Here is a 22,794-nt window from a genome sequence, read left to right as displayed (position 1 = left end):
GTCAAGTGGTTGCGCGATTAAATGGATTTCACTTTTGGAATAACATGCCCAGCCAGAAGAGCAGGCTGAAGAATAGCGCCGCTTGACCTGTGGAAGCGAGTGCGGAGTTGAGCGGGCGTCCTTTTTCGGTGAGGACGGTGCGCGTCGCTTGAATAGCAAAGGGGATTGAGAGCCATGCCAGCAGAGATGCCCACGGAATGATGGTCAGGTAGGCGGCAAGCGGCAGGGTCAGATACGCAAGAAGGATGCAAAGCACATATTGTATTTTTGTCGCGCCTTCGCCGAACTTCACCGCCAGTGTGTGCTTGCCCGCCTTGCGGTCATTCTCCAAATCGCGCAGGTTGTTCACCACCAAAATCGCGGTGACGAGCAACCCAGGCGGAATCGTCATCCACCACGCGGCGGGAGAGACAAAGCCCGCCTGTACATAATATGTCCCTGCCACCGAGGCAAGCCCAAAGAAGGTAAAGACAAAAATGTCGCCGAGCCCATAATAGCCAAGCGGAAACGGTCCGCCTGTGTAGGCAATCGCGGAGATGATCGCCGCGATGCCGATCAAAATGATGGGCAGCCCGCCGAGATACGCCAAATACAAACCGATCAACGCCGCGATGCCAAACACCACCCCCATGCCGAGTTTTACTTCACGCGGCGTGAGCAGTCCCGCCTGCGTCACGCGCGTCGGTCCCAGCCGCTCAGGCGTGTCGGTGCCGCGCTCGAAGTCGAACACATCGTTCGCAAGATTGCTGCCAATTTGCAGGAGCAACGCAGCCAGCAGACAGGCAAGCGAAGCGTCGAAGCGGAATAAGCCATCCCGCCATGCCAGCGCGCATCCCATCACGACGCCTGCCGCCGCGGCAGACAATGTCCGCGGGCGGATCGCCAAGCCCCATGCCCCCCAGTTGATCGTAGTCTCGCTCACAATAGTTCTCCCAAATAAAATTTAACCACGGCAGTATACCGTATATCATGCCCGCGCTGGGTATAATTGCGCAACTACCCCAGGCAACAGGAGCTTTCATGACCCAACTTACAGGACGGGATCGGGCGGCATATGTCCAGTCCATGTTTACGAGCATTGCAAAAAAATATGACCTGATGAACCGCCTGATGACGGGCGGGCAGGATGTCCGCTGGCGGAAGCAGGTCATCCAACTCGCACGGATATCGAACTCCGCCTCTTTACTGGACCTGGGAACGGGCACCGGCGATCTGGCCCGCGAGGCGCGGATGCAGTTCCCCCACGCCCGCGTCATCGCTTCGGACTTCACGTTGGAGATGATGCGCGTCGGGAAGCGGAACCGCACCCTCGATTTCTCCGCCGCCGATGCCCTGCGCCTGCCCTTCGAGGATGCCAGTTTCGACGCCGTCATCTCTGGCTTTTTGATGCGCAACGTCATCAATCTGAACGAAGCCATCCTGGAGCAGTACCGCATCCTCAAAAACGGCGGGCGCATCGTCATTCTCGACACCACCCGCCCGGGGAAGAACATCCTGTCGCCGTTCATCTGGCTTCACATGCATGTCATCATCCCCGTCCTCGGCAGGCTGATCACAGGCGCGAGCGACGCCTACCGCTACCTGCCCGAAACCACCGAGGGATTTGTCACCGCAGAAGACATGGCCTCACAGCTTACGCAAGCGGGATTTAAAAATGTGGGTTTCAAACGCTTGATGTTCGGGACGATCGCGATTCACTGGGGAGAGAAGTAAGCCTTGCCATTGCTTCGTCGCTCCGCTCCCCGCAATAACATCAACCATATACTTCAGGGTTCGCACTATTCGGCAAACGCTCGCCTTTTAGCCCTGCGATCAAATTCTCTGCCGCCAGTCTCGACATTTGGCCGCGCGTCCATTTGCTGGCACTGCCGAGATGCGGTACGATGATGCAGTTATCCAATTCCAGGAGCGGGGAGTTCATGGGCAAAGGCTCGGGATCGGTGACATCCAGCGCGGCGGCGAATATTTGTTTGGATTTCAGCACGTTGTATAACGCAGTTTGATCCACCACGCCGCCGCGCGTGGTATTGACGAGAATGGCATCCGGTTTCATCTTCGAGAGAAAGTCTGCGTTTACCAAATGTTTTGTTTCGTGTGTAAGCGGCACATGCAGGGAAACAAAATCCGATTCGCGTAAAAGGGTATCAAGGTCAACGAATTGCGCACCATAGGCGGGTTCAGCGGTCAGGTCGTAAAAAATGATGCGCATATCGAATCCCTGAGCACGTCTGGCAACGGCCTGACCAATGCGCCCAAAACCCACGATCCCAAGCGTCGCGCCGACCAGATCCGCGCCGAGCAGGAGCTGCGGGTGCCACGTGGTCCACTGCCCGCTGCGGATGTAATCCACGCCTTCCACCACGCGGCGCGCGGCGGCGAGCAATAATGCAAAGGCCTGGTCGGCGGTGGCATCGGTGAGAACGCCAGGTGTGTTGCCGACGGGAATTCCGCGTTTGGTGGCTTCGGCGACGTCAATGTGATCCACACCGACCGACATGCTGGAGATGGCCTTTAATTGTGGACCTGCGGCGTCCATTAATTCTGTATCCACGCGCTCGGTGAGCAGGCAGAGCAGACCGTCCACGCCGCGGACTTTTTCGAGCAATTGCTCACGGGTCGGGGGCAGGTCGTGAGTCCAAATGTCGGGGGAAGGGAAATGCTCCTTGACGAGATTCAACCCCAGGTCGGGGATGAGGCGGGTGATAAAAATTTTGGGTTGGGACATGTCCAGAGTATAATCGTCATCATGCAAAAAATAAAACAACCGAACTCGCGTCATTGCTTTATTTGCGGATTGGAAAACCCCGCAGGGTTGCATTTGCATATTTATGAAACCGGGCCCGGGGTTGTCGAAACGCAATACATTGCACCCGATCACTTTCAAGGGTACCCCGGTGTTTTGCATGGCGGCATCGTCGCCGCGCTCATCGATGAAATCAGCGGGCGGGCACACATGGGCAGCGATCCGAATAATCCGCGTTTCATGTTCACGGGCAAGCTCGAAGTAAAGTATCGCAAAAATGTTCCCATTGGAAAATTGTTGAGAATTGTCGGCAAGGTTGGAAAAAGCAAAGGGAAAATTGCCGAGGCTTGGGCGGGCATTTACGACGCCGAAACGAACGAACTGCTTGCCGAGGGTACGGGCATGCACGTCAACGTCCCGCAGGAGCAATTCGACATGTCGCGTTTGGACGAACTGGGCTGGAAGGTCTACCCCGACCCCGCCGCGTAATAATATAATCAGCATGGAGGCATCATGATCACAACCTATCACCGTCCACAGACTCTCGATGAAGCCCTGACTCTTCTGACCCAGCCAAGCACCGTCCCTCTTGGCGGCGGGACGCTTCTTTCCCAGCCGACGACTGACCCTGTTTCCGTCGTGGATCTTCAGCATCTCGGGCTGGATTCGATCCGCGTCAACGGCAATGAATTGAAAATCGGAGCGACTTGCACATTGCAGAGTTTGCTCGAATCCAAACATTGCTTTGAATCGTTAAAAAACGCGCTAAAACTTGAGGTACCCTTGAATTTGCGAAACATTGCCACGGTTGCAGGGACGATTGTCGCAAGCGACGGGCGTTCCACTTTCGTCACAATGCTGCTGGCGATGGATGCGAAAATCGAGATGACGATATTCGATACTTCGAAAACCGAATCTCGAACATCGAGTATCGGGGAATTCATTCTCACCCGCCCGAAGGGATTGATCACATCCATCAGCATCCCGCTCAATGTCAAAACCGCGTTTGAATTTGTCTCGAGGACTCCCGCCGACAAGCCGTTGGTCTGCGCAGCACTGGCACAATGGAATTCGGGCCGCACGCGCTTGACGCTCGGCGGATATGGAAAAAATCCGCTGTTGGCGATGGACGGCACCGAAGCGGACGGAATTCAGGAAGCTGCGAAAAACACCTATCACGAAGCGACGGATGAATGGGCATCCGCCGAATACCGCATGGATGTCGCTGCGATACTGGCAAAGCGCGCGCTGGAAGCCTTGAAATGAAGGATAAGGTCAAGCCGTTTGAAGAGATCGCGCGGATATTTCAGATCTCCAACGAAAGCGCCAAGTTTTTTCTGAACCGTGTGCAAAAAAGTTTCAAGGTCGAAAAACCGCCGCATAAACTCATCCTTGAGTTTATGGAAGCACAGAACTACGAATTCCAGCCCACGCCCTACGATGTGGCATCCGCGATGAAGGAAGGCGGTGTGTGGGATTATGATCTAAATTCCCCGCCGCCCATCCCGCTGGATGATGAGGATATTTACAAATAGTGAATATGGATTCAGGGAGCTATGTGCCGCATAGCGGTATGCTCCCGAATTGCGTCAGCAAGCTGACTGACTCCAAAAAGGAACCCTATGAAAGCCGCTGTATTTTACGAATGTGGAGACGCATCCAAAATTCAAATAGCCGAAGTGCCTGAGCCAAAGATCCGTGCGGGACAGGTATTGATCCGCGTGCATGCCAGCGCGTTCAATCACCTGGAGCTATGGTCATTGCATGGACCGGACGATGGGAGCTATAAATTCCCCATGTGGACGGGTTCGGATATTTCGGGCGTGGTTGCTGAGGTCGCACCGGATGTAAAAGATTGGAAGATCGGCGATGCCGTTGTAGTCAACCCGTCACTCTCGTGCGAAACGTGCGAATATTGCTTGAGAGGTGGCGTCACCCTGTGCAACGATTACGACATCCTTGGCTCAAACGGACACGGCGGCAATGCTGAATTCATCGCCGCGAACGCCGACAAACTCATGCGCATCCCCGCCGGCTTTGACTTCGTCACAGCGGCGGCGGCTCCGCTGGCGTATCAAACTGCATGGCGGGCATTGGTCACACGCGCGAAAGTGCAAAAGGGGGAAGATGTCCTGGTGCTGGGAGGAAGCGGCGGTGTGGCTGTGGCGGCGATCCAGATAAGCAAAATGATTGGGGCGCGCGTCTTCGTCATCACCAGTTCCGAAGAGAAGATGGAGAAAGCCCGTCTCGCAGGCGCGGACTTCGCCGTAAACCGCAAAGCCGGGAGTCCATTTGATGAAGTGAGAAGTCTCACCAATGGACGCGGCGTGGATCTTGTTGTGGAAAATGTTGGCGCAACGACCTGGCCCGACAGTCAGAGAATCCTGCGCAAGGGCGGGCGCATCGTCACCTACGGGCGCACGACGGGACGTGAAGCCACCACCAACCTATCCCTGCTGTTTTGGAACGAGCAAACGCATATCGGCTCGACGATGGGCAGTCTCAATGACTTCCGCGAGATGATGGAGCACGTTTTCAGCGGGAAGTTGACGCCGATCGTCGATTCGGTCTATCCGCTGGAACAGGCACGCGATGCGTACGCGAGATACGAACATGGCGAACAGTTTGGGAAAATTGTGTTGAAAATTAGATAATAGACCTCTTGCAAAAGTCAAATTGAGTTGAGTTCAAGGTTGTAAATAGCAGCAATCAGGTTGAAGCGCAAAGCAAATCTCTTTCTACGATTGCGATACCTCTCGCTCAAAATGCGAAACACTTTCAACTTACGGAATATATGCTCAATCACAATCCGTTTCCGTGCCAAGCTTCGATTGCTCTGTTTCTCTCGTTTCGTCAGAGCATGGTATTTGGATTTCTTGAAGGGTGTTTGACTGTTCTGATGAAACTCCATCAATCCTTGATAGCCCGCATCTGCCAGAATACGCAGATGTTCAGAGAACTCACAGGCATCGTCTTTGAACAGTTGGAAGTCGTGTTTGCTTCCATGACTAAAGGCGGTGGTTATGATTTGGGTACTTTTTCGATCAGCCATCACCTGCGCTTTTTGGGTGTGACGCTTCTTTTTGCCACTGTAATGCCGTTTTTGGCTTTTTTTGGACGTTCCACTGGCTGTTCGCTGACATCAACCAGCACTACCTCGAACACCGTGTCACTGGCTTGGAGTGCCTTTTTGCCAGGCAAACGAAACTTTTTTGAACGGACTAAGGCCTCCTCTACCTTGCGAATGGTGCGGCAAACGGTTGCTTCACTGACACCATAGGATTGCGCAATATGAAATTCTGTGCGATATTCTCGCCAGTACATCAAGGTCATCAACAACTGATCGGCTCGGCTCAGTTTTGGCGGTCTCCCGAAGTCTCGCAGCCCTTTCTCAATGACTGTGAGCATCTGCTCGAAGGTTTCGCGCTGGACGCCAGTTAGCCGTTTGAAGTCACTACCTTTGAGATGTGCGATTGTCTTATAGTTCATGTGCCTATTATGGCACACTTATGCAAGAGGTCTATTCAGATTTTTAAACGCTGAGCCACAATAAAAAAGGATACTAAAAAATAAAGCCAAGCGAGAAAAAATGGATATGTCAGGTTTTGCATTGACCATATACGTTTGCTGTGGGAGTCTCTGCATCCCCGCAATCCTCACAAGCTCAACTTACGCAATAATTTCATTTACACCCATACTGAAAAACAAAATCGCACAGACAGATGGGAAATTCGCAATAATTCTAATTAGCATATTTGTTGCGGCATTTATCTGCACGTGTGCTTTACTGCTATACATAACAAAAGACTTTCATGTCATGTAAATATTTTCGAGAAAACTTTTTCAAAAAATCACACGTTATCCGTCCAACTCTCCCCAGCGCTCGTAGGCTTGGGAGAGTTCTTTGTGAATCTGTTCCAGCCGCTCGACAGCCTGGGTGATGAGCGAACCTTCCTGTTGATAGAAGGAAGGAGATTCCATTTTTTGATTCAATTCATGTAATTCAGTTTCAAGCGCTTCGATGCGTTTGGGAAGTTTTTCGAGTTCGCGTTTTTCGTTGTAACTTAACTTGCGAGATTTCGCATCAGGCTTGGATTCGGTTTGGGTTATTGAGACAAGCTTAGTGTTAGGTATCCCCTGCAAAGCAGGGACGGGCGAGGCGAGGGCTTCATCCAATTGTCTTTGCCAGTCTTCGTATCCGCCAATAAATTCTTTTACATCGCCAGAGCCATCCAGAATCAACGTGCTGGTGACGATGTTATTGAGAAAGGCGCGGTCGTGGCTGACAAGCAGGAGCGTGCCTTCGTAATCGAGCAGCAGGTCTTCGAGGATCTCGAGCGTTTCGATGTCGAGGTCGTTGGTAGGCTCGTCGAGGATGATCAGATTGGCGGGCATGGCGAAAAGACGCGCAAGCAGAAGACGGTTACGCTCGCCGCCCGAAAGCGCAGTGATGGGCGCGCGGACGCGGTCGCGCGTGAAGAGGAAATCTTCGAGATAGCCCATCAGGTTGCGCGTGCGCCCGTTGATAGTGACGGTGTCGCGTCCCTGCCCGACGTTATCAAGCACGGATTTCGATTCGTCGAGTTGGGTGCGGAGTTGGTCGAAATACACGATGTCGAGGTTTGTGCCATGACGGACTTCGCCTGCCTGCGGTTGGAGTTGCCCCATGAGTAATTTAAGCAGCGTGGTCTTGCCCGAACCATTCGCACCGACGATACCGATCTTGTCGCCGCGCTGAATGGTGGTGGTGAAATCGCGGATGATGGGTTTCTCACTGTAGGCATAACTGACATTCTCGGCTTCAATGACCAGCCTGCCCGAACGCTTCTTGGAGCCGATCTGCATCTTTACCTTGCCGAGTAGCTCGCGCCGTTCTGTGCGCGCCTGACGCAAACGCTTCAAGGCGCGGACACGTCCCTCGTTGCGGGTACGGCGCGCTTCGATGCCCTTGCGAATCCATTGCTCTTCCTGCGCAAGTTTTTTATCGAAAACGGCGTTCCGGGTTTGCTCGGCATCAAGCATGGCTTCCTTGCGTTCGAGGAAAGTCGGGTAATCGCACGCCCAATCGTAAACCTTGCCACGATCCAGTTCGATGATACGGGTGGCGAGTTTCTGCAAAAAGACGCGGTCGTGCGTGACGAATAACAGTGTGCCGCCCCAGCGCTTGAGAAAATCTTCGAGCCAATCAATGGCTTGGATGTCGAGGTGGTTGGTGGGTTCGTCGAGCAGTAAAAAGTCTGGGTTGCAGACCAAGCCGCGGGCAAGAATGACGCGGCGCTTCATTCCAGCAGACAAAGTTTCAAAGCGGGCATCGCCGTCGAGTTCCATCAGCGAGATGGTTTTCTGCACTTGATTGTCGCGCTTCCAATGGTGTTCGTCTTCGGCGAAATCGGAATCGATCAAGCCCGAAGCAATAATGTCCGCGATGCGTCCTTCAAGGTTTAGAGGCACGTCCTGCGGGAGATAGGCAACGCGCGTATTTTGCTGACGGGCGATGACACCTGTGTGCGGCATGAAATCGTCGTTGAGCATCTTCAACAGCGTGGACTTGCCCATGCCGTTGCGCCCCAACAAGCCGACGCGTTCGCCGCGCTCGATCTGGAAACTGACATCCTCCAGGAGCTTCTGCCCGCCGAAGCCAATGCTGACCTCCTGCACGCTGATCAATGCCATGTAAAAAGCCTTGTGGATGATTTCATGAAGGCGAATTGTAGCCGATTAAAGGGGCTGTTGAGGAGAAGTCCGTGCCGGGTATAATTTGGGCTGTGAATAGTATCCCCTCCTCCCTAGCGCCTTTCTTTCAGGAGTATGATTTTTCCAAGTTAAATCCTGATATAGATGCTCATATCATCATCGAGAGAGTTTTACAGTTCGGAAATCGAGCGGAAATTAAGTGGCTATTTGGGGCATACGCTCAAGAGCAGGTTTCAGCATGGGTCAAGAAATTCGGGAAGGATAAACTTCCGCAGCCTCATCGTAGATTTTGGGAAATCGTGTTGGATATTCCTTCATGAAACAAATATTCTGGAACACCATATCCAACCCCATGCGGGAAGTGTTGGAAGGATTCATGCAATCTGATCTTGCCTCCAGTTTTTATCTTGCTGGCGGAACAGCTTTATCACTTCAAATCGGACATCGTTTATCAGTTGATCTTGACTTCTTTTCACCATCAGAAGATATTCCTTCCATTCGAAATGTCATCGAAAAGGCACTTACCCCATTTCAATTCAACTTAAGCGATTCATCATGGGGAAATCTTGTTTACCTCGTCAATGATGTACGCGTTGGTTTTTATGGATACGGGTATTCATTAGTTTCTCCGCTTATCACGGTTGGGAATGTTCGCCTCGCCAATATTGAAGATATTGCACTAATGAAGTTTGACGCCTTACTAGCACGCGCCTCCCGCAAAGATTTTTATGATCTGTATTTTATATGTCAACAAATCACTTTGCGAAAATTATTAGACTTATCCACCCAAAAATATCCTTCTGTTAGAGATTTTGAAGTTCAGGTCACAAAACGTTTTGTATTCTTCGATAATGCCGAAGAAGAAACAAATCCTGTTTTACTAAAATCTGTTGATTGGCAAACGGTCAAAACCTTCTTCATTAAGCAAGCAAAAACCATTGAGAAGGGATGGCTACTATGACCCTCCCCCTCAACCAGATCCTGCAAGGCGACTGCATCAAGATACTCAATTCCCTGCCCGAGAATTCGGTGGGTTTGGTATTTGCCGATCCGCCGTACAATCTGCAACTGCAAAATGACCTGTACCGCCCGAACAATACCAAAGTGGATGCGGTCAACAATCGCTGGGATAAGTTTTCGAGTTTTGCCGAGTATGATGAGTTTACGCTCAATTGGCTACGCGCTAGCCGAAGGGTATTGAAAGAGACGGGTACGATCTGGGTCATTGGCTCGTATCACAACATTTTCCGCGTCGGTGCGATCATGCAGGACTTGGGATTTTGGATTCTCAACGATGTCATCTGGCTGAAAACCAATCCCATGCCGAACTTCCGTGGCGTGCGTTTCACCAACGCGCACGAGACCATGCTGTGGGCGCAAAAGGAAAAAGGCGCGAAATACACCTTCAACCACAAGGCGATGAAAGCCCTGAACGATGACCTGCAAATGCGCAGTGATTGGGTCATCCCATTGGCAACGGGAAAGGAACGTCTCAAAACCAACGGGACGAAGGCCCACCCCACCCAGAAACCTGAAGCCCTTCTGTACAGAGTCATCCTCTCCAGCACCAACCCGGGCGACGTAGTGCTTGATCCATTCTTCGGGAGCGGTACGACGGGCGCGGTGGCAAAGAAACTTGGGCGGAATTTCATCGGCATCGAACGCGACAAAAAATATATCAAGATCGCAGAGAAACGGACCGCGGCGGTCAAGTCCGCGCCTGCTGAGGGGTTGGACCTGCCCGAGAAACGGAATCAGGTTCGGGTACCGTTCGGGGCGCTGGTCGAGAATGGATACCTAAAGGTGGGCGGGAAACTCGTCTTCGCAAAAGGCAAACGCGAAGCCATCATCCTCGCCAATGGACATATCAAATGCGGAAAACTCATCGGTTCGATCCACGCTGTGGCGAGGGAACTATCCAATGCGCCCGCCAATGGCTGGGAAATGTGGTTTTATTCAGAACGGGGTAAACTTAAGCCGATCAATGAGTTACGAGAAAAGTTTAGGAAAAATTTGAAGGTTCAAGGTTGAATGTTGTACGTTGAAAACCTTCGACCTTAACCTGAAACCAAAAGGAAACCCATGTCCAAATCATTCACCCTTATCAAGGAACAGCAGATTCCCGAGATCAACTCGCTGGTGCAGTTGTACGAGCACAAGCGCACGGGTGCACGGCTGTTATCGGTCATCAATGAAGATGAAAACAAAGTATTCAGCATCAACTTCCGCACCACGCCAAAAGATTCGACGGGCGTGGCGCACATCCTTGAGCACTCGGTGCTGGGCGGCTCGGAGAAGTACCCGGTCAAGGAACCGTTCGTGGAATTGCTGAAAGGTTCACTGGCGACCTTCGTCAACGCGTTCACATTCCCCGATAAAACCTGCTATCCCGTGGCGAGCCAGAACGAAAAAGATTTCTACAACCTGATCGACGTGTACATGGATGCTGTCCTGCATCCGCGCATCACCGAGCAGACCTTGATGCAGGAAGGCTGGCACTACGAGATCGCCGATCCCACCGAACCGCTGACCTACAAGGGCGTGGTCTTCAACGAAATGAAGGGTGCGTATTCGTCACCTGAAAACCTGCTGGCAAAAGTGGTCATCGAAACGCTGTTCCCCAGGCACATCTACGGCGTGGACTCGGGCGGCGACCCAGCGACCATCCCTGACCTGACCTACGAAACCTTCCGCGCGTTCTGGGAGAGTTATTACCATCCGTCCAACGCGTTCATTTTCTTCTATGGAAACGACGACCCCGAGGCGCGCCTCAAACTGATGGAAAGCTATCTCAAGCCGTACAAAAGGAAAAAGGTCAAATCGGCAGTGCCGCCTGCCAAGCCGTTCAAACGCCCGAAGAAGATCGAATATGCCTACGCCGCCAGTGAAGGCGAAGACCTTGATAAAAAACATTACTTCACGGTCAACTGGAAACTGCCCAACACCTCCGACCCCGTGTTGAACTTAAGTTTTCAGATCCTGGCACACGCGCTGATCGGCACGCCCGCGTCGCCGCTCAAAAAAGCGCTGACCGATTCGGGTCTTGGTGAAGACCTGGCGGGCATCGGCCTCGAAAGCGAACTGCGCGAGATGATCTTTTCGACGGGCTTGAAAGGGACACGCGCACGCCACGCGAGGAAGATCGAGAAGCTGATCTTCGACACCCTGCAAAAACTCGTCACCGGCGGGATCGACCCCGATACCCTCGCCGCATCCATCAACACCATCGAGTTCGCCCTGCGCGAAAATAACACGGGCGCGTTCCCGCGCGGCATCGCGCTCATGCTGCGTGCCCTGACCACCTGGCTGCACGACGACGACGCCTTCAAACTGCTCGCCTTCGAAGCGCCGCTCAGTGAATTGAAGACACGACTCGCGACCGATCCGCGCTATTTCGAAAAGATGATCCAGACTCATTTGCTGGATAACGTCCATCGGACGATCATCCGCTTCAAACCCGACCCCGAACTTGGTCAGCGTCTCGAAGAGCAGGAACAAACCCGACTCAAATCCGCACGCGAGACGATGAGCGAAGACGACCTCTGTAGGCACGTGAAAAATACGAAGCAGCTCAAAAAAATGCAGGAGACCCCCGACTCACCCGAAGCGCTGGCGAACATCCCCACGCTCGAGTTGAAGGATCTGGATAAACACGTCAGCACCATTCCCATCGAAGAGCTCCAGGTGCAGGATGCAAAAGTGCTGTTTCACGACATCTTCACCAACGGCATTTTTTACCTTGACCTTGCCTTCGACCTGCGCGCCATGCCGCAGGACTTGCTCCCGCTGACGGACATCTTCGCGCGCGCGCTGTTCGAGATGGGGACCGAAACCGAGGACTTCGTCAAACTGTCCCAGCGGATCGGGAAAAGCACGGGCGGAATCCACGGTTCCTCGGTCAGCCTGACAACCCAAACGTCGAGAGAGACGCGGGCGATGCTGATGATCCGCGGCAAGTCCACAGTGGGTCAGGCGAACGAGATGCTGGGAATTTTGCGGGACGTCCTGCTGACAACCAAATTCGACGACCGTGAACGCTTCAAGCAGATCGTGTTGGAGGAAAAAGCGGAACTGGAATCCGCGCTTGCGCCTGCGGGACACCGCTTTGCGAACATGCGCCTGCGCTCGCAGTTCGGCGGCGCGGGCTGGGTAACCGACCAAACGAAAGGCATCGGCTATCTCTTTGCGCTGCGCGAACTCGCGCATGACGTGGACAAGAATTGGAAGAAGGCGCTGGCAAAACTGGAAGCGATGCGCGAGGCGTTGATCAACTGCAAGACATTGACCGCCAACGTGACGCTCGACGCAGCGAACTGGAAGATCATTCAACCGCATGTTGAGAATTTCATCTTCGCCTTGCCCGTGAAAGATGCGGAACTTTCGCCACTCAACGTCCAACCTGAAACCAAAAAGGAAGGTTTGGCGATCCCCGCGCAGGTCAGTTATGTTGGCAAAGGCGCAAATTTATATGACCTGGGCTATGAATTCGACGGTTCTTCGCAGGTGGTCATCGGCTATCTGGGGATGACGCACCTGTGGGAAAAAATCCGTGTGCAGGGCGGCGCGTACGGCGCTTTCGCGCAATTCGACGACGCGACAGGCGTGTTCACCTACCTTTCGTACCGCGACCCGAACATCGCCGCCACCATCGAGAATTACGACAAAGCCGCCGCCTTCTTGAAAAAACTGGACGCAGCGCGTCTTTCGGACAACGAGTTGAAGAAAGCCGTGATTGCCGCCATCGGCGAACTGGACGCCTACCAACTACCCGACGCAAAGGGATACACATCACTGATGCGGTATTTAACAGGACGCAGTGACGAGATGCGCCAGAAGATCCGCAACCAGGTGCTTTCGACGAACGGCGAGGATTTCATCGCTTTCGGCGAGGTACTGGAAAAAGCCGCCAAGTCCGATGCGGTGGTGGTGCTTGGGTCACAGTCCGCGCTGGAGGGGGCGGACATCGGGTTAAATGTAAAGAAGGTTGCGTAAAAACATCAAGGTGACAGTCACTTTAAAAGTGACTGTCACCTGCTGAAAACAATGGAGGCGCAGGGAAGTTATGATTAAGATTATGTCGTTTTATCCATTACGAAATCTCGGAAAAGTTACACAAGAATTTTACGACGACAAAGCCGTTATAACCTCAAAATCACTAAACTACGAGGGGCAATCTGAATTTTCATATTCAGACGTTGGTGAAATCAACTACAACTTCCATTCCCATACAGAAGAAAGACTCTTTGGCTTCTTTACTATATTCCTCTCGAGCCTAATTTCTAGTCTGTTTTGGGAGTGGTTGTACAACCATACATTTTGGCTTAAGGTCGTACAGATTGCATTCCTGGGAGGCATGGTTATATATATTGTGAGCTATATCAAACACTGGTACGTTCGGATTATCAATAAGAACGGAGTATTTCTAACAGGCTTCTGGGAAAATCGGAGGAACAAAAATCTAATATTGGATGCAATTGAAAAAATAAAGGCTAAATCTGTGGACGTAGAGGAAACATCTTCTGCAGACCCATTTCCTACATCTTCTCCAGTATTCGAGCACAGCTACTTTACTTTTTCAAGCATCGAAAACACAGACGATAAGTTTTATGATGAGAAAATAATCGGCCTTCAAAAAGGTATTTATCGTGAACAATCCTACAAAATCAAATACGACGACTTAAGTGGGAAAATCCATCGCGGGAAAGAGAGCGACGGCTTTCAGTGGACGGCGTTTGAATGGTGCTTCTTAATATTGCTTACAATATCAACCCTTCGCCTCAGTTTTGGAGTGCAGTTTGGAGAAAGTAGACTCTATGTAATATACGCACTTGGAATTATAGTTGCAGCCTCCTGGTTATCAGCATTTATAAAAAGGGAAGTGTTTGGCTTTTATAATAAAAATGGGCAAATCGAATATTGGGCGTATGTAAATCGGCGCGATAAAGAGAAGGTTGAGAAAATTATCGAGTTCGTAAGATCAAGAATTCCTGCCGAGACAACAGCAGAAGAGCAATAATTGGTTATGAGGTTATTCGCTTTACAAACAACGACGTTCGATATAACATCAATGCGGTTGTAGATGCAATCGTGTGAGTTGTGGAAAAACGAATCAAAAAAAAATAAACTCCCCTCACCCCAGCGGGGAGAGGGGAGTCGGAGATAAACCCATGAACATCACACTACGAATCAACGGAATTGAACACATCATAGACGCCCCCGCATCCACCACGCTGCTCGCCGCCCTGCGCGGACTGGGCTTTCACGGTGTGAAGTTCGGCGATGAGGGCGGGCTTTCCGGCGCGGATACCGTCCTGCTGGATGGCAAGCCCGTCAACGCGGGCTCGATACTCGCGGCGCAGGCGGAAGGCCACGCTGTCGCCACCATCGAAGCGCTCGGCGAACATCCCGAACAGGGCTGGAGGAAGACCGACGGCTTGCATCCACTGCAGCGCGCGTTCGTCGAGTCCGGCGCGATCCAATGCGGCTACTGCACGCCCGCGCAAATTCTGGCAGCCAAGAGTCTGCTTGAGAAAAATCCGAACCCTTCCGAGGCGGAGGTCCGCGAGGCGATCGCCGGCGTCCTGTGCCGCTGCACCGGTTATCTCAAACCCGTCCAGGCGGTGATGAAGGCGGCGGCGGAAATGCGCGGCGATGAGCCGATTGACATTTCATCCATCAACTGGGATTTCGGAACGCCCCCGCCTGGTTCTCCCGCCAGTGACGCGCCGGCCTCTTCTCCGACGGGTGTGCTGGTGCGCCCCAAGGTGGTCCTCACACCTGAAAGCCAGACCTGGAAAACCGTCGGAAAGCCCGAGATTAAAGTGGATGCGATCAAGCTCGTGCAGGGAAAACCCGCCTTCACTGGTGATTTTGAAAAACGCGGCTTACTCCATGCGAAGGTCTTGCACTCGCCGCATGCGCACGCAAAGATCAAAAAGATAGATGCAACAAAAGCCAAAGCACTCGAAGGGGTTGCGGCTGTGTTGACCTGGCGGGACATCCCGCGGGTTGTGTATTCCACCGCCGGACAATCCGACCCGATCCCCGGGCCATTGGATACCTTCTCGCTGGATAACAAGGTCCGTTTCGTTGGTGACCGTGTAGCCTTTGTCGCCGCAGAGACAGAAGAAATTGCCGAGAAGGCTTTGTCGCTGATCGAGGTGGAATACGAGATTCTGCCGGTCATTTTGGACACACGCGAGGCGTTGGATAATCCCGTGAAAATTCACGACGAGCCAGAGTATGTCAACTTTGCAGATTCAAATCCCGATAAAAATCTCGCGGCGCACATCCGCATTGACATCGGCGACGTGGAAAAAGGCTTCGCCGAAGCGGATGAAATTTTCGAAGCCGAGTACGAAGTTCCAAAAGTCCAGCAGGCGCATATCGAACCACATGTGGCGGTTACCTATTGGGACGAGGATGATCGTCTGGTCATCCGCACCTCCACGCAGGTGCCTTTCCATGTGCGCAGGATGCTTGCGCCCGTGCTGGGTCTGCCCGTCAAGCGCATCCGCGTGATCAAGCCGCGCATTGGCGGCGGCTTTGGCGGCAAACAGGAAGTATTGATGGAGGACGTGGCGGCACATCTCACGATTGCCACAAAACGCCCTGTGATTTACGAATACACCCGCGAAGAGGAATTTATCGCAGCTCGTTCGCGACATCCCATGCGCGTGAAGATGAAAACGGGTGTGAAGAAGGATGGAACCATCACCGCCAATTCCATGTATGCCCTTTCGGACACGGGCGCGTACGGCTGTCATGCATTGACGGTCACCGGCAACACAGGCCACAAAGCCATGGCGTTGTATGTCGGCGACGGCGAATATCGCAAAGCCCCCAATATCCGCTTCTATGCAGATGTGGTCTACACCAACACCCCACCCGCTGGCGCATTCCGCGGCTATGGTGTGCCGCAGGGCTATTGGCCGCTCGACCGCCACATGGAGAAGATCGCGCGAAAGATGGGTTTCGACCCCATCGAGTTCCGCTTGAAGAATGCGATCCATCCCGGCGAATACCATCCCTTCTCGACGGCATGGAACGAGGGACGCAAGCCGCGCCCGGAGATCATCCACACGGTTGGGCTGGAGCAATGCGTCGTGCAGGGCAAGGCGGCGATTGGCTGGGATCAGAAGTTTGGAAACACTGAGTGGAAGAAGTCAACAGATGGTAGAAAACGAAAAGGTATCGGCGTGGCAATGGTCATGCAGGGAACTGCCATCCCCTACCTCGACATGGGCGGCGCGTCCATCAAGATGAACGACGATGGCTCGTTCAACCTTCTAGTTGGTGCCACAGACCTGGGAACCGGTTCTGACACCGTCCTTGCGCAGATGGCAGCGGAGGTGTTGGGCGTGCCAATTGAAGACATGATCACCTATTCATCGGATACCGATTTCACCCCCTTCGATAAAGGCGCATACGCGTCTTCGACCACGTACATTTCTGGCACCGCAGCGGTCAAAGCGGCTCAGATCGTGGCGGAGAGAATCAGGATCCGTGCGGCGACCATGCTCGGTGTGGACGACCCGAATTCAATCCAATTGCGAGACCGCCAGGCACACACACCAGACGGCAAATCCGTTTCCCTGGCTGAAGTCGCATTGGATACCCTGCATAAGAACAACCAGGAACAGATCATGGGCGTGGCGAGTTATGTCTCGCCCGTCTCGCCGCCGCCGTTCGCGGCACAATTCGCGGAAGTGACCGTGGATACGGAAACGGGTCAGGTCACTGTGGATAAGCTCGTCATGGCTGTGGACTCGGGCGTGATCATCAATCCGCTCACGGCTTCGGGGCAGATCGAAGGCGGGATGACTCAGGCGCTCGGCTATGCTGTCTGCGAAGAGATGCGCTACGACGAAAAAGGGAATGCCATTGAACGGGACTTCGACCGCTATCACCTCTTCCGCTCGGATGAGATGCCCGAACTGGAAACCATCTTCGTGGAGACGTTCGAGCCGAGCCATCCGTTCGGCGTGAAAGCCGTTGCCGAAATCCCGATGGACGGTGTCGCGCCGGCGGTTGGCAATGCCATTCTGGATGCCATCGGAGTCAATGTGGATGAGATCCCTGTCACGCCCGAAAAGGTCTGGAAGGCGATCAAGAATGCATAACCCATATCCGACTGAGGGCAAATAAGGTGCTGCTTGCACCCTGCCCAAAAAATATGCTCGGATGGCAATAAAAACTGGTTTCCAAAAGTGATATCTCCTTTTACCTCCTCGGGAGGTAAAATAACCGCACGGTTATGACTCAAAATCAGATTATCCATCTACTTTCTCATGTAATATCGCTTGCAATTTCAACCAGTGTGCTGGGTATCGTCTGGAAACGCAGGCGGTCTCCCGGCGCACTTGCTTTCAGCCTGTATATGCTGGGCCAGTCGCTCTGGATGGCCGCATTTATATTCGAACTGATCAGCACGGGGCTCCCAGGAAAAATCATTTGGAACGGGCATCAATGGCTGGCAGGCACGCTTTACGTTATTGCGCTGCCGGCGTTTGCGATCCAATTCACCGAATACAAACTGCGTAAACCGGGAATCTTCCTTCCGGGACTGCTGGTTGTGCCGATCCTTTTCCTATCCATACTTGTGACAGACTCCTATCACCATTGGATATATAAAAATACATACCTGGCGCCCGGCAATCCGTTTCCTCAATTGCATTATGACCCCAGCCCCATCGCATGGCTGTTTTCCCTGTACGCGTTCGCCATCCTGTCCTGGAGTCTTTACATCCTGCTTCGCCGTGTCGTTCAGTCTCACAACCTGTATCGAACGCAATTAAAATTAATTGCGCTTGGCATCATATTTCCCATTAGCGGTGCGCTGGTTGCCCGGCTGGGTGCCGGCATCATCCCTCCGCGTGAGGCGATCACGCTCACGGCCATCATCGGGAATTTGATCATTGCCTGGGGACTGATCCGTTTTCGTGTGTTTGAAGTCGCCTCCATTGGAAGGGATCAGGTCTTTGAAGCTCTGGAAGAACCCGTGGTAATTCTCGACAACAAAAACAATATCGTGGACATCAACTCGGCCATGCTTGTTCTGCTCAATAAGACCGCCGACGAAGTGATCGGCCAGCCGGCCAAGGTGGTTTTTGACGAGTTTCCGATCCCAATTAAGCAATATACCCATTCGACCTACGCCCGCACGGAGGCATCCTTTGACCTGGGAGGCATGAACATCCACTACGAATTGACAGTCTGGCCGCTCTACAATTCCCGCAAGGAAATGACGGGCCGCATTTATATTTCGCACGATATCACCGCGCTCAAACAGCTTGAAAATGAATTGCGCAAATTGAACACACAACTGGAGGACCGTGTGATGGCCCGCACACGTGAACTCGCCGAGGCCTATGACACAACCCTGGAAGGCTGGGCGCGCGCCCTGGAATTACGAGACAAGGAGACCGAAGGCCACACCCGCCGCGTCACGGATACAACCTTGAAAATCGCCTTAAAACTTGAATTCCCGGATGACATGATCGAACACATCCGCCGCGGCGCGATCCTGCATGATATCGGCAAAATGGGCATTCCAGATGAGATACTTCACAAACCTGACAAACTTAGCAAGGAAGAACGTGAGATCATAAGCAAGCACCCTGAAACAGCCTACAAACTTCTCAAGCCCATCCAGTATTTGGAACAGGCAATGGACATTCCCTACTGCCATCATGAAAAATGGGATGGAACAGGCTATCCGCGGGGGTTGAAGGGCAGGGAGATCCCCGTTGCCGCACGGATTTTTGCCATCGCCGATGTCTGGGATGCTCTTAGTTCTGAAAGGCCGTATAACAAGGCCTGGTCGCATGAAAAGATCATCGCCTTTTTCATCGAGCAATCAGGCAAACACTTCGACCCGCACATGGTAAATATATTTTTGGACATGCTTGAAAAAGGCGAAATATGACCGCGCAATCATCTTTAATTCCTTCCTCAGCGGAGAAATCCAGTTAAATGCCCGACCAGATTTATGTCGTAGGCCACATCAACCCCGACACCGACTCGATCGCGTCCGCCATGGGATACGCCTGGCTCCTGCGCGAACGGGACGGCGCAGATGCTGTTGCCGCACGCGCTGGTGCGCTCAACGTGCAAACGGCATGGGTGTTGAAAACGCTCAGCCTTGAAGCACCCATATTGCTCACCGACGCATCCCCGCGTTTCGGCTCGGTCATGCGGCGGCTGGATACCATCCGTCCCGATTCGCAGCTCGGCGCGGCATGGATCCTCGCCAGCAAAACAGGCGGCATTGCGCCCGTCGTCGGCGAGGATGGAATCCCGCACGGCATCATCAACGGCATGAGCCTTTTCAAATATTTTACGGAAACCCTCGGTCCGCGGCCCGGCGACACCACCGTCCGCGAGATGATGTCCGCCATGTGCAGGGATGCCACGGATACTACCGTCCCGAAGTTTGCAGCGAATGGTCACATCCGCGATTCGCTCAATAAATTATTGCGCGACGACCACAACGATTACTGGGTTGTGGACGAAAACGGTGTGTACATGGGCATCGCCCATCAGCGTGAAGTCATCAACCCGCCCAGGCTCAAGGTCATCCTCGTCGACCATAACGAACCGCGTCAGGCCATCGCCGCGCTGGATGAAGCCGAACTGCTGGAGATCCTCGATCATCACCGCCTTGGCAACCCGTACACCCACCAACCCATCCGATTCACGGTTGATATTGTCGGGTCTACTTCAACTCTGGTGACCGAACTGACCGCCGAGGCCGGTCTCTCCATGCCGCCGCCGCTGGCAGGCACGCTTCTCGCCGGGCTGTTATCTGATACCCTTATATTGGCATCTCCCACCACCACAACGCGCGACCATGTTGCCGCAGAGAAGCTGGCACGCTGGGCATTCGTCGGTGGAAGTCCGCTCAAAGGTGAGACGATCGAATCCTATGGCAACGCCATCCTTTCGGCAGGCGCCGGGCTCTCCAACCGCAAGCCCGAGGAGATCGTCAGCACGGACATCAAATCCTTCGAGGGAGGCGGATACAAATTCGCCGTGGCGCAAGTCGAAGTAACCGACATCCTGCAATTGACCGAGCATCTCGATCCGCTGCAACATGCGTTGAACGACCTGCGCGATAAGCGCGGCTTGGATTTCGCCATGCTCCTGGTCACAGACGTGGTTCGCGGAACCAGCCGCCTGCTCATCTCCTCCGAAGCGCCGACGGTGTTGAACGACCTTCCCTATCCGCCCATGCCCGACCGCACACGAGATGCGCAGGGCGTGGTTTCAAGGAAGAAACAATTGCTGCCTGCGGTGCTGGGACTGCTGGAGCGATAATCCGAAATAGTAGGGGCGAACGGTCGTTCGCCCCTACCAGAAAATCAAATGAAAAATTCCATTTATCAAGCTCTCTCTGATATCGAAAAGGATAATGGCTCTGCCGCCCTGTGCACGGTGACAAGGAGCGAAGGCTCCACGCCACGGCATGTGGGCAGCAAGATGCTCGTTTATCCCGACGGCACGTTCATTGGCACCGTCGGCGGCGGAGATTTGGAGCACCGCGTGCTCGATGAAGCCTGGATGGCGATCAGCGACGGCCAGGCGCGCTACTTAAAATACAATATGGCTGACCCCTCACGCGGTGACCCCGGTGTGTGCGGCGGTCAGGTGGAGGTGTTTGTGGAACCGATCCTTCCTCCCCCGCTGCTGGTCGTCATCGGCGCGGGACACGTGGGCAAGGCAGTTGTCCATTTGGCAAAGTGGCTGGGGTTTCGCGTGGCAGTCTGTGATGACCGCGCAGAATTTTGCACGCCCGAAGCCACGCCCGGCGCGGATGCCTACCATCCCGTGACAATGGATAAACTCATCGATCATATCCAGATCGACAAACGCACGAGTCTGATCCTGACGACTCGCGGCTCCAATGTGGACGCGGCAGGACTCGCCCCGCTTCTGGACTCCGCCGCAGGCTATATCGGCGTGATCGGCTCCAAGCGCCGCTGGGCCACCACCGTCAAAGCCTTGAAGGAGAAGGGCGTTTCCGAGGAAAGAATCGCCAAAGTCCATTCGCCGATGGGAATCGAACTGCAGGCCGAAACGCCGGAAGAGATCGCCGTCAGCATCCTGGCGGAGGTCATGATGGTCAGAGCCAAGGCGACAGGACTGTCCATGAAGGGGCGGCCGGCGAAGGCGCAGGGAGAGGTGTGAAACGAATCACAGTGGAATCCGTAGAGACAACAAGACAAACGGTTCTTGTTCCTGCCCGATAGATGGGCTATAATCAAGCCGTTATTCTTTCAAAAGGAGTGAGATATGGCTAGAATTTTTGATGTCATTGAATACCCGAACGAAATGGCGGACGAAATCGTCCACCGCTTTCCAGAGGAGGGCATTGGCGATTTCCGCATCGGTTCACAGGTGATCGTGCGCGAGAGCCAGAGCGCGGTGTTCTTCCGCGACGGCAATGCGCTGGATGTCTTCAAACCCGGGCGGCACACCATTGCCACCGCCAACATCCCGCTGTTGATCGATTTCATCGGCAAGGCCTTCAATGACCGTACGCCCTTCCCCGCGGAAGTGTATTTCGTTTCGCGCAAGGAGTTTGCGAATAAAAAATGGGGTACGCCGCAGCCGATCATCGTCCGCAATCCGGGCATGGGGCTGGGCGTGGCTCTGCTGCAGGGATTTGGATCGTATTCCTTCCAGGTGAAGGACCCGCAACAATTCGTGACCCAGATCGTGGGCGTGCAACATACCTACCGCACCTCCGACATCGAAGAGCGCCTGCGCACCATGCTGCTCTCCAAATTACAGGATGCGCTTGGTGAAACCGCCGCGAAGAATTCGGTACCGGAGATGATCGGCCTGACCGAGGAACTCGGCGCGGCTGTCCGTGCAAAGTCAGCACCTGATTTCGAAGCCATTGGTCTCACACTCAAGACCTTCTACATCGGCAACCTCAAGCCGAGCGAAAAATCGGCTCAGGAACTGCGCGATATGGGCATGCTCGATATGGCAACCTACACTCAACTGCAAGCCGCAGATGCGATGCGCGATGCGGCACAGAACGAAGGCGGCGGCGCCGGACTTACCGCTGGCATTGGTGCCGGCATGGGTATCGGCAACATCATGGGACAGGCATTGCAGGGCGGCTACCAACAGCCGCAACAGGGCCAATCTGGCGGGGGCGCACAAGGTGCCGGAGGCATTCCGGATGTCATGACCCCCTCGGAAGCAGCCGCAATCTTAAAGGTCTCTGAAGAGGACGTGCTTGCCGCGATCAAGGACAAGAGTCTGAAGGCGAAAAAAATGGGCAAAGCATACCGCATCAGCAAGGCGGCTTTGGAGGAGTTTTTGAAAGAGTAGTTTTAGCAGGC

19 protein-coding genes are annotated in these 22,794 nt (G+C 53.6%); 15 read left to right on the top strand and 4 right to left on the bottom strand.

The genetic code is table 11. The features are described from left to right. Positions 1-28: 28 nt before the first annotated feature. Complete coding sequence (locus tag QY332_09805; GenBank protein WKZ38224.1) at positions 29-922, bottom strand: 1,4-dihydroxy-2-naphthoate polyprenyltransferase; 894 nt, start codon at positions 920-922, stop codon at positions 29-31. A gap of 98 nt (positions 923-1,020) precedes the next feature. Between QY332_09805 and QY332_09800 the strand changes: the two genes are divergently transcribed. After that, positions 1,021-1,713 (top strand): ubiquinone/menaquinone biosynthesis methyltransferase, encoded by a 693-nt coding sequence (locus tag QY332_09800; protein ID WKZ38223.1) that lies wholly within the window; start codon positions 1,021-1,023, stop codon positions 1,711-1,713. Between the two features lie 40 nt (positions 1,714-1,753). Here QY332_09800 and QY332_09795 read toward each other — a convergent pair whose 3' ends face one another. Then, positions 1,754-2,725, bottom strand: coding sequence for a D-glycerate dehydrogenase (locus tag QY332_09795; GenBank protein WKZ38222.1), 972 nt, complete (start codon positions 2,723-2,725; stop codon positions 1,754-1,756). Positions 2,726-2,746: 21 nt separating this feature from the next. Here QY332_09795 and QY332_09790 point away from each other — a divergent pair, with 21 nt between their 5' ends. The 4 genes from QY332_09790 (at position 2,747) to QY332_09775 (ending at position 5,397) form a co-directional block, all read left to right on the top strand. Further along, a complete protein-coding gene (locus QY332_09790; GenBank protein WKZ38221.1) occupies positions 2,747-3,232 on the top strand; it encodes a PaaI family thioesterase in 486 nt (161 codons plus the stop codon). Positions 3,233-3,256: 24 nt separating this feature from the next. Beyond that, positions 3,257-4,009 (top strand): FAD binding domain-containing protein, encoded by a 753-nt coding sequence (locus tag QY332_09785; GenBank protein ID WKZ38220.1) that lies wholly within the window; start codon positions 3,257-3,259, stop codon positions 4,007-4,009. Then, on the top strand, positions 4,006-4,278 hold the full coding sequence (locus QY332_09780; GenBank protein WKZ38219.1) for a hypothetical protein: 273 nt from the start codon (positions 4,006-4,008) through the stop codon (positions 4,276-4,278). Before QY332_09785 ends, QY332_09780 begins: the two co-directional genes overlap by 4 nt. Before the next feature lie 87 nt (positions 4,279-4,365). Beyond that, entirely contained in the window at positions 4,366-5,397 is a 1,032-nt protein-coding gene (locus QY332_09775) for a zinc-binding dehydrogenase (GenBank protein ID WKZ38218.1), read from the top strand. Positions 5,398-5,414: 17 nt separating this feature from the next. Here the strand turns inward: QY332_09775 and QY332_09770 are convergent. Together QY332_09770 and QY332_09765 are read right to left on the bottom strand one after the other, a co-directional pair. After that, a protein-coding gene (locus tag QY332_09770; protein ID WKZ38217.1) for an IS5 family transposase occupies positions 5,415-6,232 on the bottom strand; the annotation gives its coding sequence in 2 pieces (ribosomal slippage) (positions 5,415-5,851 and positions 5,851-6,232; 819 coding nt in all). Positions 6,233-6,601: 369 nt separating this feature from the next. Further along, a complete protein-coding gene (locus QY332_09765) occupies positions 6,602-8,416 on the bottom strand; it encodes an ATP-binding cassette domain-containing protein (GenBank protein ID WKZ38216.1) in 1,815 nt (604 codons plus the stop codon). Positions 8,417-8,487: 71 nt separating this feature from the next. Here QY332_09765 and QY332_09760 point away from each other — a divergent pair, with 71 nt between their 5' ends. From QY332_09760 to QY332_09715, 10 genes are all read left to right on the top strand, one after another. After that, complete coding sequence (locus tag QY332_09760) at positions 8,488-8,757, top strand: hypothetical protein (protein ID WKZ38215.1); 270 nt, start codon at positions 8,488-8,490, stop codon at positions 8,755-8,757. Further along, positions 8,754-9,398 carry a nucleotidyl transferase AbiEii/AbiGii toxin family protein gene (locus QY332_09755; GenBank protein WKZ38214.1) on the top strand — a complete coding sequence of 215 codons (645 nt, stop codon included), beginning with the start codon at positions 8,754-8,756 and terminating at the stop codon, positions 9,396-9,398. The genes QY332_09760 and QY332_09755 overlap by 4 nt, the downstream gene beginning before the upstream one ends. Further along, entirely contained in the window at positions 9,386-10,468 is a 1,083-nt protein-coding gene (locus QY332_09750) for a DNA methyltransferase (GenBank protein ID WKZ38213.1), read from the top strand. Before QY332_09755 ends, QY332_09750 begins: the two co-directional genes overlap by 13 nt. A gap of 51 nt (positions 10,469-10,519) precedes the next feature. Beyond that, positions 10,520-13,429, top strand: coding sequence for an insulinase family protein (locus QY332_09745; protein WKZ38212.1), 2,910 nt, complete (start codon positions 10,520-10,522; stop codon positions 13,427-13,429). Positions 13,430-13,499: 70 nt separating this feature from the next. Further along, a complete protein-coding gene (locus QY332_09740; GenBank protein ID WKZ38211.1) occupies positions 13,500-14,453 on the top strand; it encodes a hypothetical protein in 954 nt (317 codons plus the stop codon). A gap of 151 nt (positions 14,454-14,604) precedes the next feature. Further along, positions 14,605-17,559, top strand: coding sequence for a molybdopterin-dependent oxidoreductase (locus tag QY332_09735; protein WKZ38210.1), 2,955 nt, complete (start codon positions 14,605-14,607; stop codon positions 17,557-17,559). 134 nt (positions 17,560-17,693) lie between these two features. Then, entirely contained in the window at positions 17,694-19,364 is a 1,671-nt protein-coding gene (locus QY332_09730; protein WKZ38209.1) for a histidine kinase N-terminal 7TM domain-containing protein, read from the top strand. A 47-nt stretch (positions 19,365-19,411) separates the two neighbouring features. Continuing rightward, a complete protein-coding gene (locus QY332_09725; protein ID WKZ38208.1) occupies positions 19,412-20,755 on the top strand; it encodes a DHH family phosphoesterase in 1,344 nt (447 codons plus the stop codon). Between the two features lie 48 nt (positions 20,756-20,803). Then, positions 20,804-21,625 carry an XdhC family protein gene (locus QY332_09720; GenBank protein WKZ38207.1) on the top strand — a complete coding sequence of 274 codons (822 nt, stop codon included), beginning with the start codon at positions 20,804-20,806 and terminating at the stop codon, positions 21,623-21,625. A 105-nt stretch (positions 21,626-21,730) separates the two neighbouring features. After that, entirely contained in the window at positions 21,731-22,783 is a 1,053-nt protein-coding gene (locus QY332_09715) for an SPFH domain-containing protein (protein ID WKZ38206.1), read from the top strand. Positions 22,784-22,794 lie beyond the last annotated feature (11 nt).

It is taken from the genome of Anaerolineales bacterium (assembly GCA_030583885.1).
Taxonomy (GTDB): Bacteria; Chloroflexota; Anaerolineae; order Anaerolineales; family Villigracilaceae; genus Villigracilis.
Note: the sequence above shows the minus strand (reverse complement) of the source record. Positions and strands in the feature narration are given on the sequence as shown.